Origin of the sequence: Streptomyces sp. MH60 (assembly GCF_002939385.1) — a bacterium.
Taxonomy (GTDB): Bacteria; Actinomycetota; Actinomycetes; order Streptomycetales; family Streptomycetaceae; genus Streptomyces.
This window is the reverse complement of the sequence record NZ_MULI01000041.1, coordinates 26,411-40,787: the sequence shown is the minus strand read 5'-3', so window position 1 is coordinate 40,787 and position 14,377 is coordinate 26,411. Positions and strand designations below refer to the sequence as shown.

14 protein-coding genes are annotated in these 14,377 nt (G+C 73.2%); 4 read left to right on the top strand and 10 right to left on the bottom strand.

The features are described 5' to 3' along the window. The first annotated feature begins 11 nt into the window (after positions 1 to 11). Together BZZ08_RS23535 and BZZ08_RS23530 are read left to right on the top strand one after the other, a co-directional pair. Positions 12 to 1,961: a fumarate reductase/succinate dehydrogenase flavoprotein subunit gene (locus tag BZZ08_RS23535; protein WP_104634242.1), complete on the top strand. Its 1,950-nt coding sequence runs from the start codon at positions 12 to 14 to the stop codon at positions 1,959 to 1,961. Continuing rightward, positions 1,958 to 2,737: a succinate dehydrogenase/fumarate reductase iron-sulfur subunit gene (locus BZZ08_RS23530; protein WP_104634241.1), complete on the top strand. Its 780-nt coding sequence runs from the start codon at positions 1,958 to 1,960 to the stop codon at positions 2,735 to 2,737. The genes BZZ08_RS23535 and BZZ08_RS23530 overlap by 4 nt, the downstream gene beginning before the upstream one ends. Before the next feature lie 12 nt (positions 2,738 to 2,749). Here the strand turns inward: BZZ08_RS23530 and BZZ08_RS23525 are convergent, their stop codons facing one another. The 9 genes from BZZ08_RS23525 to BZZ08_RS23485 all read right to left on the bottom strand — a co-directional run bounded on the left by BZZ08_RS23525 (position 2,750) and on the right by BZZ08_RS23485 (position 11,889). Continuing rightward, a complete protein-coding gene (locus tag BZZ08_RS23525; RefSeq protein ID WP_446750270.1) occupies positions 2,750 to 3,883 on the bottom strand; it encodes a glycosyl hydrolase family 18 protein in 1,134 nt (377 codons plus the stop codon). 188 nt (positions 3,884 to 4,071) lie between these two features. After that, the gene (locus tag BZZ08_RS23520; protein WP_104634240.1) at positions 4,072 to 6,684 is read right to left on the bottom strand and encodes a SpoIIE family protein phosphatase; all 2,613 of its coding nucleotides are present in this window, start codon (positions 6,682 to 6,684) and stop codon (positions 4,072 to 4,074) included. 300 nt (positions 6,685 to 6,984) lie between these two features. Continuing rightward, entirely contained in the window at positions 6,985 to 7,431 is a 447-nt protein-coding gene (locus BZZ08_RS23515; protein ID WP_104634239.1) for an ATP-binding protein, read from the bottom strand. Positions 7,432 to 7,453: 22 nt separating this feature from the next. Beyond that, positions 7,454 to 7,888, bottom strand: coding sequence for a (deoxy)nucleoside triphosphate pyrophosphohydrolase (locus tag BZZ08_RS23510; RefSeq protein WP_104634238.1), 435 nt, complete (start codon positions 7,886 to 7,888; stop codon positions 7,454 to 7,456). A 17-nt stretch (positions 7,889 to 7,905) separates the two neighbouring features. Next, complete coding sequence (locus BZZ08_RS23505; protein ID WP_104634237.1) at positions 7,906 to 8,097, bottom strand: SPOR domain-containing protein; 192 nt, start codon at positions 8,095 to 8,097, stop codon at positions 7,906 to 7,908. A 425-nt stretch (positions 8,098 to 8,522) separates the two neighbouring features. Further along, positions 8,523 to 9,275, bottom strand: coding sequence for a GntR family transcriptional regulator (locus BZZ08_RS23500; RefSeq protein WP_104634236.1), 753 nt, complete (start codon positions 9,273 to 9,275; stop codon positions 8,523 to 8,525). 147 nt (positions 9,276 to 9,422) lie between these two features. After that, positions 9,423 to 10,556 carry a DUF4190 domain-containing protein gene (locus tag BZZ08_RS23495; protein ID WP_104634235.1) on the bottom strand — a complete coding sequence of 378 codons (1,134 nt, stop codon included), beginning with the start codon at positions 10,554 to 10,556 and terminating at the stop codon, positions 9,423 to 9,425. 108 nt (positions 10,557 to 10,664) lie between these two features. Further along, a complete protein-coding gene (locus BZZ08_RS23490) occupies positions 10,665 to 10,859 on the bottom strand; it encodes a DUF2568 domain-containing protein (protein ID WP_241965549.1) in 195 nt (64 codons plus the stop codon). A gap of 199 nt (positions 10,860 to 11,058) precedes the next feature. After that, positions 11,059 to 11,889, bottom strand: a complete 831-nt coding sequence (locus BZZ08_RS23485; protein ID WP_104634234.1) for an oxidoreductase — start codon at positions 11,887 to 11,889, stop codon at positions 11,059 to 11,061. A gap of 107 nt (positions 11,890 to 11,996) precedes the next feature. Here BZZ08_RS23485 and BZZ08_RS23480 point away from each other — a divergent pair, with 107 nt between their 5' ends. Further along, a complete protein-coding gene (locus BZZ08_RS23480; protein WP_104634233.1) occupies positions 11,997 to 12,920 on the top strand; it encodes a LysR family transcriptional regulator in 924 nt (307 codons plus the stop codon). A 46-nt stretch (positions 12,921 to 12,966) separates the two neighbouring features. Here BZZ08_RS23480 and BZZ08_RS23475 read toward each other — a convergent pair whose 3' ends face one another. Further along, positions 12,967 to 13,572, bottom strand: a complete 606-nt coding sequence (locus BZZ08_RS23475; protein ID WP_104634232.1) for a helix-turn-helix domain-containing protein — start codon at positions 13,570 to 13,572, stop codon at positions 12,967 to 12,969. Positions 13,573 to 13,711: 139 nt separating this feature from the next. Between BZZ08_RS23475 and BZZ08_RS23470 the strand changes: the two genes are divergently transcribed. Continuing rightward, a complete protein-coding gene (locus tag BZZ08_RS23470) occupies positions 13,712 to 14,338 on the top strand; it encodes a class I SAM-dependent methyltransferase (protein ID WP_104634231.1) in 627 nt (208 codons plus the stop codon). The last annotated feature ends 39 nt before the right edge of the window (positions 14,339 to 14,377 follow it).

Below are 14,377 nucleotides of genomic sequence, written 5' to 3'. Positions count from 1 at the left end.
GAGGCCTTTTGATGTCCGTGGTCGACCGGCAGGAATGGGACGTCGTCGTGGTGGGCGCGGGCGGCGCCGGGCTGCGTGCCGCGATCGAGGCCCGCGAACGGGGCGCCCGTACGGCCGTGATCTGCAAGTCGCTGTTCGGCAAGGCGCACACCGTGATGGCCGAGGGCGGCATCGCCGCCTCCATGGGCAACGTCAACTCCGGCGACAACTGGCAGGTCCACTTCCGCGACACCATGCGCGGCGGCAAGTTCCTCAACCAGTGGCGGATGGCCGAGCTGCACGCCCAGGAGGCGCCGCAGCGGGTGTGGGAACTGGAGACCTGGGGCGCGCTGTTCGACCGTACGAAGGACGGCCGGATCTCGCAGCGCAACTTCGGCGGCCACGAGTACCCGCGCCTCGCCCACGTCGGCGACCGTACGGGCCTGGAGCTGATCCGCACCCTCCAGCAGAAGATCGTCTCGCTCCAGCAGGAGGACTTCCGCGAGACCGGGGACCACGAGTCCCGGCTGAAGGTCTTCCAGGAGTGCACGGTCACCCGCGTGCTCAAGGAGGGCCGCGAGGTCTCGGGCGTCTTCGGCTACGAGCGCGAGAGCGGCCGCTTCTTCGTCCTTCAGGCGCCCTCGGTGGTGATCGCCACCGGCGGCATCGGCAAGTCGTTCAAGGTGACGTCGAACTCGTGGGAGTACACGGGCGACGGCCACGCCCTGGCGCTGCTGGCCGGGGCGCCTCTGCTGAACATGGAGTTCGTGCAGTTCCACCCGACGGGCATGGTCTGGCCGCCCTCGGTCAAGGGCATCCTGGTCACCGAGTCGGTGCGCGGCGACGGCGGGGTGCTGCGCAACTCCGAGGGCAAGCGGTTCATGTTCGACTACATCCCGGACGTCTTCAAGGAGAAGTACGCCGAGTCGGAGGCGGAGGGCGACCGCTGGTACGACGACCCGGACCACAACCGCCGCCCGCCCGAGCTGCTCCCCCGCGACGAGGTCGCCCGCGCGATCAACGCCGAGGTGAAGGAGGGCCGGGGCTCACCGCACGGCGGGGTCTTCCTCGACGTGTCCACCCGGATGTCCGCCGAGGTGATCCGGCGCCGGCTGCCGTCCATGTACCACCAGTTCAAGGAGCTGGCGGACGTGGACATCACGGCGGAGGCGATGGAGGTCGGGCCCACCTGCCACTACGTGATGGGCGGCATCGCCGTCGACTCCGACACCGCCGCCGCCCGCGGGGTGCCGGGGCTGTTCGCCGCCGGTGAGGTGGCCGGCGGTATGCACGGCTCCAACCGGCTGGGCGGCAACTCGCTGTCCGACCTGCTGGTGTTCGGGCGCCGGGCGGGACGGTACGCGGCCGAGTACGCGGCGGGGCGGGCGGACGGGGGCGCGCCCGCCCGGGTCGACGACGCGCAGGTCGACGCCGCCGCCGCGGAGGCGCTGCGGCCGTTCTCCGCCGAGACGCAGGAGCCCGGTGCCGGGCCGCCGGAGAACCCGTACACCCTCCACCAGGAACTCCAGCAGACCATGAACGACCTGGTGGGGATCATCCGTCGGGAGGCGGAGATGAAGCAGGCCCTGGAGAAGCTGGCCGAGCTGCGGGTGCGCGCCCGCCGGGCCGGGGTGGAGGGGCACCGGCAGTTCAACCCGGGCTGGCACCTCGCCCTGGACCTGCGCAACATGCTGCTGGTCAGCGAGTGCGTGGCGCGGGCCGCGCTGGAGCGCACCGAGTCGCGCGGCGGGCACACCCGGGAGGACCATCCGTCGATGGACCGGCGCTGGCGCCCGGCCAACCTGCTCTGCTCGCTGGCCGACCCGGCCGGCGACCTCGCGGCGACGGACCCGGAGCGCGGCCGGATCGCCCTGGAGCGGCAGACCACCGAGCCGATCCGGCCCGATCTGCTCGCCCTCTTCGACAAGGAGGAGCTGGTGAAGTACCTCGCCGACGACGAACTGGAGGGCCTGTCCGAATGAGCGGCTACGAGGCCCGCTTCAAGGTGTGGCGCGGTGACGCGGAGGGCGGCGGCCTGGCGGACTTCACGGTCGAGGTGAACGAGGGCGAGGTGGTGCTCGACATCATCCACCGCCTCCAGGCCACCCAGGCCCCCGACCTCGCGGTGCGCTGGAACTGCAAGGCGGGCAAGTGCGGTTCGTGCTCGGCGGAGATCAACGGGCGGCCCCGGCTGCTGTGCATGACCCGCATGTCCGTGTTCACCCGTGAGGAGACGGTCACCGTCACGCCGCTGCGCGCCTTCCCGGTGATCCGGGACCTGGTGACGGACGTCGGCTTCAACTACACCAAGGCCCGCGAGGTCCCGGCCTTCGTCCCGCCCGCCGACCTCGGGCCGGGCGAGTACCGGATGATGCAGGAGGACGTGGACCGCTCGCAGGAGTTCCGCAAGTGCATCGAGTGCTTCCTGTGCCAGGACACCTGCCATGTCGTGCGGGACCACGAGGAGAACAAGCCCGCCTTCGCGGGCCCCCGCTTCCTCATGCGCGTCGCCGAACTGGACATGCACCCGCTGGACGCCGCCGGTGACACCGGTCTGGACCGGTCGCGCACCGCCCAGGACGAACACGGCCTGGGCTACTGCAACATCACCAAGTGCTGCACGGAGGTGTGCCCCGAGGGCATCAGGATCACGGACAACGCGCTGATCCCCCTGAAGGAACGGGCCGTGGACCGCAAGTACGACCCGCTGGTGTGGCTGGGCTCGAAGATCGGGCGCCGGGGCAGGGACCGGTCCTAGATCCGACACGGCCTAGCGGACCCAGCCGTCCCGGTACTCCTTCCAGTTCGTGTCCGTCGCCGCGAAGTCGATGTACGGGGCGACGCCGAACAGCTCGCGGTCGGCGTCCGTCCGGGACAGGCCGAGGCGGACGCCGCGCACGGCGGCGGCGACGGTCTCGGCGTGACCCCAGTGGTCGAAGTTGCTCTCGTGGTAGAAGGGCAGGCCCATCAGCAGGTGGGTCGTGGGCGGGGTGACCTCCAGGGCGAGGGAGGTCTGCTGGGCCACGTAGCCGCCGTAGGTGCTCTGAAGCGGCTGCGCGGTGTCGTAGGACATCACGGCGATCTGGTCGACGCGGCGGGCGACCTGGCCGAAGAACTCCTGCGACCACCACTTGGGGTGCCGGGTGAAGAGGCCGAAGACGGAGTGCAGGGCCGGCAGCGGGTCGATCTGGTGGGCGGCGACGGAGAGTTGCGCGTCCCGGGCGCGGGTGACGGCGCGTACGTCGTCCAGGAGCGAGAGGTAGTTCCGGTCGTCCGAGTGCAGCGGTTCCAGGTCCAGGTGGACTCCGTCGTAGCCCGCGTCCAGGACCTGGCGGGCGGAGTCGACGACGGCGGCGCGGGTGTCGGCCCGCGCCAGGCGCATGCCGTCGGGGCCTTCGGTGGCGAGGACGTCGCCGAGGAAGGCCTGGACGCGGACACCGGGAAGTTCCCGGTGCACGCCGTCGATCAGCCAGCGGGCCTTGGGGTAGAGCGACTCGGGCAGCGTGCCGTCGTGCTCCATCGGGCCGGTGTGCACGTACAGGTCCCGGATGCCGGTGGTCTTGAGGTCGCGGGCCAGCGCGGTGAGGTCCGTGTCCTTCTTGCGGCCGTCGACCCAGGCGTGGCCGAGCCAGATCGCGTCGCGGTTCCTGGTGTACGTGCCGTCCGCGGGGTCGCCCGTGTAGTTGATGCGGAGGGCGGTCTCGGCGGTGAGGAGGGGGAGGAGCAGGACGAGGAGGACGGCGAGGGTGATGCGGCGGGTGCGGCGGAGCCGCTTCTTCTTGGGCCCCGGTGGGGGCCGATCGCCGTCGGCGGCTGCCGGGTCGGTCTCTTTCGGCTCCGTGTCCTCCACGGGTGTCCCCTCCCTGTGGCCCGGCCCCGGTCGCGGTGACCGGTTGCCGCGCATACGCTCCGAGCGTGGTGCCAGCGGGGACGACTCGAACCGGTGTTCCGGTTGCGGTCAGGGGTGCGTGACGATGATCTGCGCGGATCTGGTGCCGCCCCTGGTCACGGCCGGGGCGGCGCTGCTGCTGGCCGGGTACGGGCATGTGCGCCGCACCCGGCGGGCCCGGACGCGTACGACTCCGGGGCGGGTCAGAACAGGCTCAGCAGAGCCTCCGCCGGGTCGGTGAGCTGGGTGTCGGCGCCCGGCAGGGGCAGTTCGAACCAGACCGTCTTGCCGCGCGGCGTGCGGCGTGAGCCCCAGGCCGCGCTGAGCAGGCCGACCAGTTGCAGGCCGCGGCCGCCCTCGTCGGTGTCGCGGGCGCGGCGTCGGCGCGGCTGGACCAGGCCGGAGTCCCAGACCTCGCAGACCAGTGTGCGGTCGAGCAGGAGGCGGAGCCTGATCTCGCCCTCGCCGTAGCGGAGCGCGTTGGTGACGAGTTCGCTGACGAGCAGTTCCGTGGTGTCGACCAGCGGCTCCATGTCCCAGGCGAGCAGCTGGGCGCGGGCGTACTCGCGGGCCCGGCCGACGCTGCGCGGCTCCCGCGGCAGGGTCCAGTCGCCGACCGAGTCGCTGGGCAGACCCTGGACCCGGGCCATCAGCAGGGCGATGTCGTCCTCGCCGTGGTGGCTGTCGAGGGTGTGGAGGACCTGGTCGCAGACGTCCTCCAGGGGCTGGGAGGGGTCGGTGAGGGCGCCCACGAAGGCCTGGAGGCCCTCGTCGAGGGGGTGGTCGCGGCTCTCGACCAGGCCGTCGGTGTAGAGGGCAAGCAGGGCGCCCTCGGGCAGTTCGACCTCCACCTCCTCGAAGGGCTCCCCGCCGACGCCGAGCGGCAGGCCCGGCGGCACGTCCAGCATCAGCGCGGTCTCACCGGGCTCGACCAGGACGGGCGGCAGGTGGCCCGCGTTGGCGAAGGTGCAGCGCCGGGTCACCGAGTCGTAGACGGCGTACACGCAGGTCGCCAGGTAGACCTCGGACAGGTCGGCCTCGCGGGGGCGGCGGGCGGCCCGGGTGGCCTGCTGGACGCCCCCGGGAGCGCCGAGGCCGCGGGCGATCTCGTCCAGCTGGGAGAGCACCTCGGCCGGTTCGATGTCGAGCTGGGCCAGGGTGCGTACGGCGGTGCGCAGTTCGCCCATGGCGACGGCGGCGCGCAGACCGCGGCCCATGACGTCGCCGACGACCAGCGCGGTGCGGTGCCCGGGGAGTTCGATGACGTCGAACCAGTCGCCGCCGACCTCGCTGGCCCGGCCGGTGGCCGCGTTGCCGGGCAGGTAGCGGCAGGCGATGTCGAGGCCCGATGCCTCCGGGTCGCCGGGCGGGAGCAGCGAGCGTTGCAGTATCAGCGCGCGTTCGTGTTCGCGCCGGTAGAGGCGGGCGTTGTCGATGCAGACGGCGGCGCGCGCGGCCAGTTCCACGGCGAGGTCGCGGTCGCGGTCGCCGAACGGCTCGCTGCCCTTGGTGCGGGCGAACTGGACGAGGCCGACGACCGTGTCGTGGGCGACCATCGGCACGGCGAGCGTGGACTGCACCAGGCCGCCCTCCTCGGCGGGGACGGTGCGCGGCCGGGCGGTGCGCAGGGCGTCCGCGCAGGGCGAGTTGAACGGGTAGTGGTGGACGGCGCCGAGCTTGACCCGCTCGCCGGTGCCGAGGAACGGCGCGTCCGAGACGGCGCTGGAGAAGGCGACACGGCGCAGTTCCGCGCTGCCGTCGGCGAGTCCTGGCGGGGTCTGGTCGCCGACCAGCAGGCCCTGGTAGAGGTCGACGGTGGCCAGGTCGCAGAAGCCGGGGACGACGACGTCGAGGAGTTCGCGGGCGGTGGTCTCCAGGTCGAGGGAGTTGCCGATGCGGGCGCCGGCCTCGTTGAGGAGGGCGAGGTTGCGCCGGGCGGCGGCGGCCTCGCGGGCGGCCTGGCGGCGGGCGGTGATGTCGGTGCCGAGCCAGGCGACGCCGATGGGGCGGCCGGAACCGCTGTGCACGCGGTAGAGGTTGACGGACCAGTGGCGGCGTTCCTCCGTGCCCGGCACGAAGCCCGTGACGTGCATGTCCGTGATGGAGTCGCCGGTCTCCAGGACCCGGCGCAGGGTCGCGGAGACCCGGTCGGCCTCGGCGCGCGGCAGATAGTCGTGGACGCCCTTGCCGCGGTGGTCGTCGGGGGTGCCGCCGAAGGTGGCGGCGAACCGCTGGTTGGCACGGCGCACCCGCAGGTCGGGGTCGATCAGCAGGAACCCGAACGGAGACTGGCCGAATATGGCCTGCGACGCGGCGAGGTCGGTCTCGATGCTGCGCAGCACGCGGACGTCGACGACGATGCAGACGGCGGCCTTCTCCCCGTCCTCCGTGCGGGTCGGCATGACGTACACCTCGGCGAGCCCGCGCCGCCCGCTTCGGCCGCCCGGGGGCTGACCGGTCCCCTCGGCCTCGCCCGGTGCCCGGAAGGGGACCACGCCGGTCCACTCCCGCCCGTCGAGGATCTCGGTCATCTTGCGCTGGCCGCGCTCGCGCAGGTCGGGGTCGATGAAGGCCTCGATGGGATCGGTGCCCACGGCGTCCTCGGCCCGGATGCCAAGCAGTTGCTCCGCACGCAGGCTCCACTGGTCGACGAGTCCGTCGGGGCCGATGGAGAAGGAGGCGACCTTGATGTAGTCGTAGATGGAGCCGGGCGGGCTGCTCTGCCACACCGCGTCACCGAGTGGCGCGTCTGCCGACGGGTCCTCGGACTCCGTGGACTCCGTGGGCTCCTTGGCCCTCGCTGGTATCTCGCTCACGCGAACCGTCCCCTCCAGCTCACCGCGTCCGGCACCGGTCACCGGAGGCGGCTGCCCGCAGTATCCAGCACTACGGCGCCGCACGACACGGTGTTCACGATCACAGCACGGTCCCGATGGTTTTCGGTCCGGACCGTGACAACACTTCCAGTCTTCTAACCAGCGGACACGGCATCGAATCACGCAGTTCCACAACTGCCACTGGCCTGAACCGGTTGACGGCCGGAAGCAGGGGTGATGTGGGGACATTTCGGACGGCGGACCGGCGTGACGGCGACGGTGCGTCACGAGGCCGTCGCGCTAACGCGGCAGGGCGAGTTCGAACCACACGGTCTTGCCCGCCTCGCCGGGGCGGGTGCCCCAGCGCTGTGCGGCGGACGCCACCAGTTGCAGACCCCGGCCGTCCTCGTCGTCGGGACGGGCGGCGCGCTCGCGCGGCGGGTCCGGCAGCGGGTCGGAGACCTCCACCAGCAGGACGCCGGCCGCCCCGGCCGGGTCGCGCACCACCCGGACGCCGATGGGGCCGGTGGCGTGCCGCAGGGCGTTGGTGACCAGCTCGCTGACGAGCAGGGCGGCGATGTCCCCGACGCTGTCGAGCCGCCATTCGTCCAGGGTGCGGCGGACCAGGGAGCGGGCGGTCCGCACGGCGTCCGGCGCCGCGGGAAAGACCCACTCGGCACAGACACCCTCGCCGTCCCTCACGCCGATCACTTCCCCGGCCGACGACCCATCGCTGCCCGTTTTCATGGGGTTAATGGGCACATACCCTTTATCCGGGCTCAGTACCGTTCGCCGGGGTCCCCGCCTGGAGTCCCAAGTGGGCGAGCACCTGCTCGACGGCCGGTACGTCCTGGTCGAGCCAGGGCACGTCCCAGACCCGGGCGGGGGTCAGCCAGCGCAGTTCGTCGTGGTCCTCAAGGGGCTGGGGGGCGGCGGAGCCGGGGCGCAGGCGGGCGGTCCACACCTGGAGGACGAAGGGCGCCCTCAGGGGCCACTGGCCCGGGACGCGCTCACCGGGCTCGGCCGCCACCCCGAGTTCCTCGCGCAGTTCGCGCACGAGCGCCGCCTCGGGCGTCTCGCCCGCCTCGACCTTGCCGCCGGGCAGCTCCCACCGTCCGGCCAGTTCGGCGGGTGCGCTGCGGCGCGCGGCGAGCAGGCGCCCGCCGTCGACCAGGGCGGCGCCCACCACGATCCGTTCCGTCATGCGCCGGAGCCTACGGCTCAGTCCGCCGCGCCCGGTCCTGAGGTGCCGAGCTTCTCGACCCAGTAGAGCTGCTTGTGTCCGCGGCCGTCGAGGGTGTCCGCGATCTGCTGGGCCTCCGCCCGGGTCGCGTATCTGCCCACGCGGTAGCGATTGCCGTTGTCGTCCTGCCGGAAGACCAGCCAGGGAAGAGTGACCGTGCTGTCGTTCATCGCGCCCCTCCACCTCCCGTTCCCGCCGCCCACGGCACCCGCCGCGCCCCGCCCGCCAAGGAAACCGCAATCCGCATATGCCCGAGCCTACGCCCAACCTTCACGGAGCGAATACGGCTTTGCACAAAGAGGTACGCAACCAGCCAGAACGCAGGGGGCGCACGATGCGGAACGCGCCGTCTCCGCACACCGATGCCTCCGGTCACGGGCATGCCGTGGCGGGGCGAGGCGACCTGGGGGAACGACCGGATTGCGGCGCAGGCGCGCAGGGCGCCGCGGCATCGGACGGGTGTGCGGGCGGGGCGGCGGAGCGCGGGAGGCGCACGACAGGCGTGCGCCATCTCACACCGCGTCGCACCGCCTCACGCCGCGAAAGGGTGCGTCAGGGCGCGTGAACTCCCCGGGCCGGGGCCTTGCTTGACGGGCTACCTGACCGGCAGGTGGTACGCCACCCGGTAACGATCGGCCGGGACGACCACGTCGGCCGTCTCCACCGCGCGCCCGGAGGCGTAGAACGTGCGCTGGACGACCAGCACCACATGCCCCGGCACCCCTCCCAGGGCGAGCAGTTCCTCGGCGAGGCCGGGGCGGGCGCCGACCTCCTCGGTGACGTTGTCGACGACGACGTCGATGGCGGCCATCCGCTCGACGACGCCCATGCCGCCGAGCGGCCCCTCCTCGGGCAGCATCACGGGGGTGCGGCCGGTCAGGTCCAGCGGCTCCCAGGAGGTGGAGAGCATGACGGCCTCACCGGCCTCCCGGAAGACGTACCGCGTGCACATCACCCGGTCACCGGGCTTGATCCCCAGCCGCTCGGCGACGGCACCGCTCGCCTCGGCCTGTTCGCTGCGCGACTCCCAGGTGCCGTGCGCGTGGGCGTCGGCCTGCTCCTGGCGGAAGGGCGTGGCGCCGCCGGCCGGCCGGTACCCGGAGCGGGCGACGCGTCGCGGGACGGGCCGCTCGCGCACATAGGTGCCGGAACCGGAGCGGCCCTCGACGAGCCCCTCGGCCATCAGCACCTTGCGGGCCTCCAGCGCGACGGTGTCCGAGACGCCGTACTCCTCGCGGATCCGCGCCTGGGACGGGAGGCGGGTATGGGGCGGCAGCAGGCCGTCGGCGATCTTCTTGCGGAGATCACCCGCGACACGCAGATACGCCGGCTGCTCACCGAATGTCACTGGCCGCTCCCATCAGGTTGTACAGACAGCAACAGCGTGGCAACCGTAGGTTGGCCCAGGCAAGCAAAGGCCAAAGAATCACTCGATGTGATGACTTGTGTGGCCCGAGGGCTTTACGCAGGCACTTTCTCCCCACTGGGGCCGCTCTCACACCTCCACGCCGGGGTCGTCTCCCCCGCTCTCGCCACCGCCCTCGTAGTCCGGCGGTGTGGTGGCCAGGCCGAGGGCCTTGCGGGCGGTGACCGTGCTGTCGGCCACGACGAGGTCGTAGCCCTTGCCGTAGTGCTCGTAGTACGCGTCGAGGTCGGCGGCCTTCGCCGCCCGGCCCCACTCCCGCTGTGCCGCCCGCAGGTCCTCGGTCAACCCGGCGACCGGGCGCTCGGCGCCGGCGGGCCAGTCGTGGCCGTCCAGCATCGCGATCTCGCCCCTGAGCGCCTCCGAGACCTGCCCGGCCCAGACCCGGTAGCCCGCGAAGTCGTCCTCGACGGCCTCCGCCTCGGGCACCTCGTCCATGGCCCGGTTCAGGTAGCCCTCCGCGAGCAGGTAGGTGTGCTGGTCCGGGTCGAGCCGCGCGCCGTCGTTGCGCAGCGAGCCGGTCAGCGTGTCCCGCTCGTCCGTGTTCCCGAACAGGCAGGTGATCTCGCGGTCACCGGTCCGCCAGCTCCCGGAGGTCGGGGTCAGGTAGTACACGTCGACGTCGGCCGGCAGCGCCCACCGGTCCATCGCGTAGCCGTCCTGGAGGGCGTAGCACCGGTCGTCGGCGGCGCGTGTGATCTCCGCGTCGCCCGGGTAGGAACCGTCCGGCAGGTCGAACGCGGCGAACACCTCGCCGTCGTGCTCCTGCGTGCAGGGCACCTCGTCGACGTCGTACGTCACCCCCTGGAGGGAGCCGCCCGGGGTGGTGAAGCACTGGCCCTTCTCGAGGGAGTAGGCGGTGTCATCGCCGCGCGCGGCGTCCCGGAAGCCGTCCCAGAAGTCGCCGGCGGCGCCCGTGGAGAGCGTCAGCACCCACAGGGCCAGCCCCACCGAGGACAGCACGCACCCGGCCACCGCGAACCCCTTGCCGCGCTCGCCCCTCTTCCGGATCCGGGCCAGCGCGACCAGCCCCAGGACGAGCCCGACCGCCGGCACGAAGCACAGGACCCCGAGTACGAACGCGGCGATGGCGAGCCCGCTGACGGGAGCCTGCCGGGGGTACGGGGTGAGGGGATGGCCCCACTGCGGAGCGTACGGCCCCTGGGGGTACGGCCCTTGGGGGCCCGGCGGGGGCGGCATGGACACGGGTACCGTGCTCCTGTTCGAGAGGGGTGCGGCGACGGGTGCGGCCTCGCGCATCGTAAGCACGGTCCGCGCGGGGCGGGGGCGCGGGTCGCGCACGCACGCCGGGCCTCACTGCCTCCACCGCCGTCCGAGCACCGCGTCGGCGAGGCAAACACCGGCGAAGACGGCCGCCAGGACCGGTCTGCCGGAGGCCGCCAGGGCGGCGGCACCGGCGCCGAACCACAGCACTTCCAGGACGACCCGTCCGCCCCCTCGCGCCGGATACCGGGCGCGGGGCGCACCGAACGGCGCCCACGCCGTCATCATCACCACCGGCGCGCACTCCCAGGGCCACCTCGACCGGCCACGTGTCCCCGAGGGCCGTCTCGCGGTGTACACGCGGTCGAGGTCCGGGGGTGGGACCAAGGTGCCGCCCCTGTCCCTGTCGGCATGGCCCGAACAACACCGGAAAATCCCCCGCGCGGGAAATCCTCCGCGCAGGGGAATTCCCCCGTGCCTGGGCTCAGTCGTCGAAGGACGTGGCCCGGGTGTGCTTCTCCCACGCCTCGACGTCTTCGCGGACCTGGTCGAGGTGACCGAGGACCGCGCTGACGCCGTCGTCGCCCAGCGGCAGGCGCAGCGGGGTGTGCTCGGCCGCGAGGGCGGCCCGGATGACCGCCGCCGCCTTGGCGGGGTCGCCGGGCTGGCTGCCGTCGCCCGCGGCGACCGTCCCGCGGGTCTCGCCGACCTTGGCGTACACGCCGCTGTCCGCGCTGATCCCGGCGTTCCCGGCCTCGAACAGGCCGGTGCGGAAGGAGCCCGGCTCGACGATCAGCACCTTGATGCCGAAGTCCCGAACCTCGTCCGCGAGCCCCTCGGACATGCCCTCCAGCGCGAACTTCGTGCCGCTGTACGCCGAGAAGCCCGCGAAGGACATCTGCCCGCCCATGCTGCTCATCTGCACGATCGCGCCCGAGCGCCGCTCCCGCATGGACGGCAGCACCGCCCGCGTCAGCGCGGCCGGACCGAAGACGTGCACGTCGAACAGCGCGCGCAGCTCCTCCTCGGCGGTCTCCTCGAGGGCGCCGACGTGCGTGCGGCCCGCGTTGTTGACGAGTACGTCGATCCGCCCGTGCCGTGCCAGCACGTCCCGTACGGCGTCCCCGGCGGCGGCCGTGTCGGCGACGTCCAGGCGCAGCGCCTCCATCTGGTCCGGGTGCGCGGCCACGAGGTCGTCGAGCGCCTCGGGACGCCGTGCCGCGCCGACCACGACGTCGCCGTCGGCCAGGGCCGCCTCGGCGATCGCCCGCCCGAAACCGCTGCTCGCCCCGGTGATCAGCCACACCTTGTTCATTCCGACTCCCTCGCGTCCCTCGTCCGGGGCATCCGTTGCTCCGACACCAACCACCCTCGTCCACCGGCGGGTTGCCCGTCCAAGACCCACGGTGATAACCAACGGTTATGACGACGGACGTACATGTGCGGGAGCTGCGCTACTTCGCGACGGTGGCCGAGGAACTGCACTTCACGCGGGCGGCCGAGCGCCTGTACGTGTCGCAGCCCGCGTTGAGCAAGCAGATCCGGGCCCTGGAACGGCAGTTGGGGACCGAGCTGTTCCGCCGCGAGCATCAGGGCGTGACTCTCACCGAGGCGGGTACGGCGCTGCTGCCGCACGCCCGGCGGGTGCTGGCCGACTGGGCCGAGGGCGCGGCGGCGGTGGAGGCGACCCGTGCCGCGCGGCGCGGCACCCTGCGCGTCGGCATGAGCACCAGCCCCGGCCGCGGCGGTCTGCTGCCGGCGATCCGCTCCCGCTTCACGGCGGCCCACCCGGAGGCGGTGCTGCGGCTGCGGCAGACGAGTTGGGAGGACCCGACGGCGGGCCTGGCCGACGGCACGGCCGACGTCGCGTACGTGTGGCTGCCACTGCCCGACGCCGAGCGCTACGCCTGGACGGTGGTCGCCGAGGAGCCCCGCCTGGTCGCCCTCCCCGACACCCACCCCCTCGCCTCCCGGCGGGAAGTCGACTTCGCCGACCTGGCCGACGAGCCGTTCCTCGCCCTGCCCCCGGAGGCGGGGGTGCTGCGCGACTTCTGGCTGGCGCTGGACGAACGGCGGGCACTCGACGGGCCCGCCGCCCGCCCACCGCGCGTCGGCGCCGAGATCTCCGGCACGGAGGAGACGTACGAGGCCCTGGTCGCGGGGCTCGGCGTCTGCCTCGTGGCCACGGGCAACGCCCCGTTGATCACCCTGGGCGGCGTCACCACCCGCCCGGTCCGCGGCCTGGCCCCCAGCCGCTACGCCCTGGCCTGGCGCCGCGAGGACGAGCGGCGGACGCTGGTGCGCGGATACGCGGAGGCGTGCCGCCGGGTGACGGACCGCGCCTGACGGCGCCCCGGCTCCCCTCGCGGCCACCGCCGGGACGGGACGGCGGTCAGTCGCCCCCGCCGCCACCGGCACCACCGGCAGCGCCGCCGCGCACATGGGCCCGCACTCCTTGCAGCCCGAACAGCACGAGCAGTTCGACCGCGCCGCCGTCGGCGCTGCCCAGCCAGTGCGGCAGGGAGGTGTCGAACTCGGCCGCCTCGCCGGGCGCCAGCGTCAGGTCGCGCTCCCCGACCAGCAACCGCAGCCGGCCGCCGAGCACGTACAGCCACTCGAAGCCCTCGTGGGTCTGCGGGGTCGGTTCGAGCGGGGCCGGGCGGCTCGGGATGATCATCTTGAAGGCCTGGGTGCCGCCCGGCCGCCGGGACAACGGCACGAAGACCATTCCGTAGCGCCGGACCGGCTTCAGATGGATGCGGGGGTCGCCCGTGCGCGGGGCGCCGACGAGGTCGTCCAGGGGGACGTCGTAGATCCGGGCGAGCGGCAGCAGCAGTTCCAGGGTGGCGCGGCGCTGTCCGCTCTCCAGCCGGGACAGGGTGCTCTCCGACACGCCCGTCGCCGCCGAGAGGTGGGCGAGGGTGATGCCCCGCTCACGGCGCAGCGCGCGCAGTCGTGGACCCACCGCGTCGAGTACGTCGTCCGTTCCGGCGTCCATCGGGCCACCTTGTCATAACGGCAAGTTTTCGTGCCGGATCGGGCGGTCGCTGTCGACACTGGCCACGTCCGTCGCTCGCACCCGCCCCTGCCGGACCGAGCCGGCCGACAGCCGACCGAAAGCCGATGAAGGAGTTCCGATGAGCGCCACCGATGCGGTCACGTTCTGGGACGGCGTGTACGCCGCCCGCCCGGCGCCCGACACCCCGCGACCGAACGCCCGCCTCGTCGAGACGGTCACCGCGCTGCCGCCCGGTGACGCCCTGGACCTCGGGTGCGGCAGCGGCGGCGACGCGCTGTGGCTGGCCCGGCGGGGCTGGCGGGTCAGGGCCGTGGACATCTCCGGCGTGGCGGCCGAGCGGCTCGCCGGGCACGCCCGCGCGCACGGCCTCGGCGACCTGGTGGACGCCGTACGGCACGACCTGCGCGCGTCCTTCCCCGAGGGCCGGTTCGACCTGGTCTGCGCCCACTACCTGCACACCCCCTTCGGCCTGGACCGCGGGTCGGTCCTGCGTACGGCCGCGCACGCGCTGCGCCCGGGCGGGCGGCTGCTGGTCGTCGACCACGGCTCGACCGCGCCATGGTCGTGGGACCAGGACCCCGACGCGCGGTACCCCTCCCCGGAGGAGGTCGCGGCGGACCTCGCCCTGGACCCGGCGACCTGGCGGGTCGAGCGGGCCGAGGCCCCGCGCCGGACCGCGACCGGCCCGGACGGGCGCACCGCCGAGGTCGTCGACCACGTCCTGCTCGTCCGCCGCGCGAGCTGACCGGCCGTACCCCCGCGGCCCACCCGCCCTGCGCCCCCT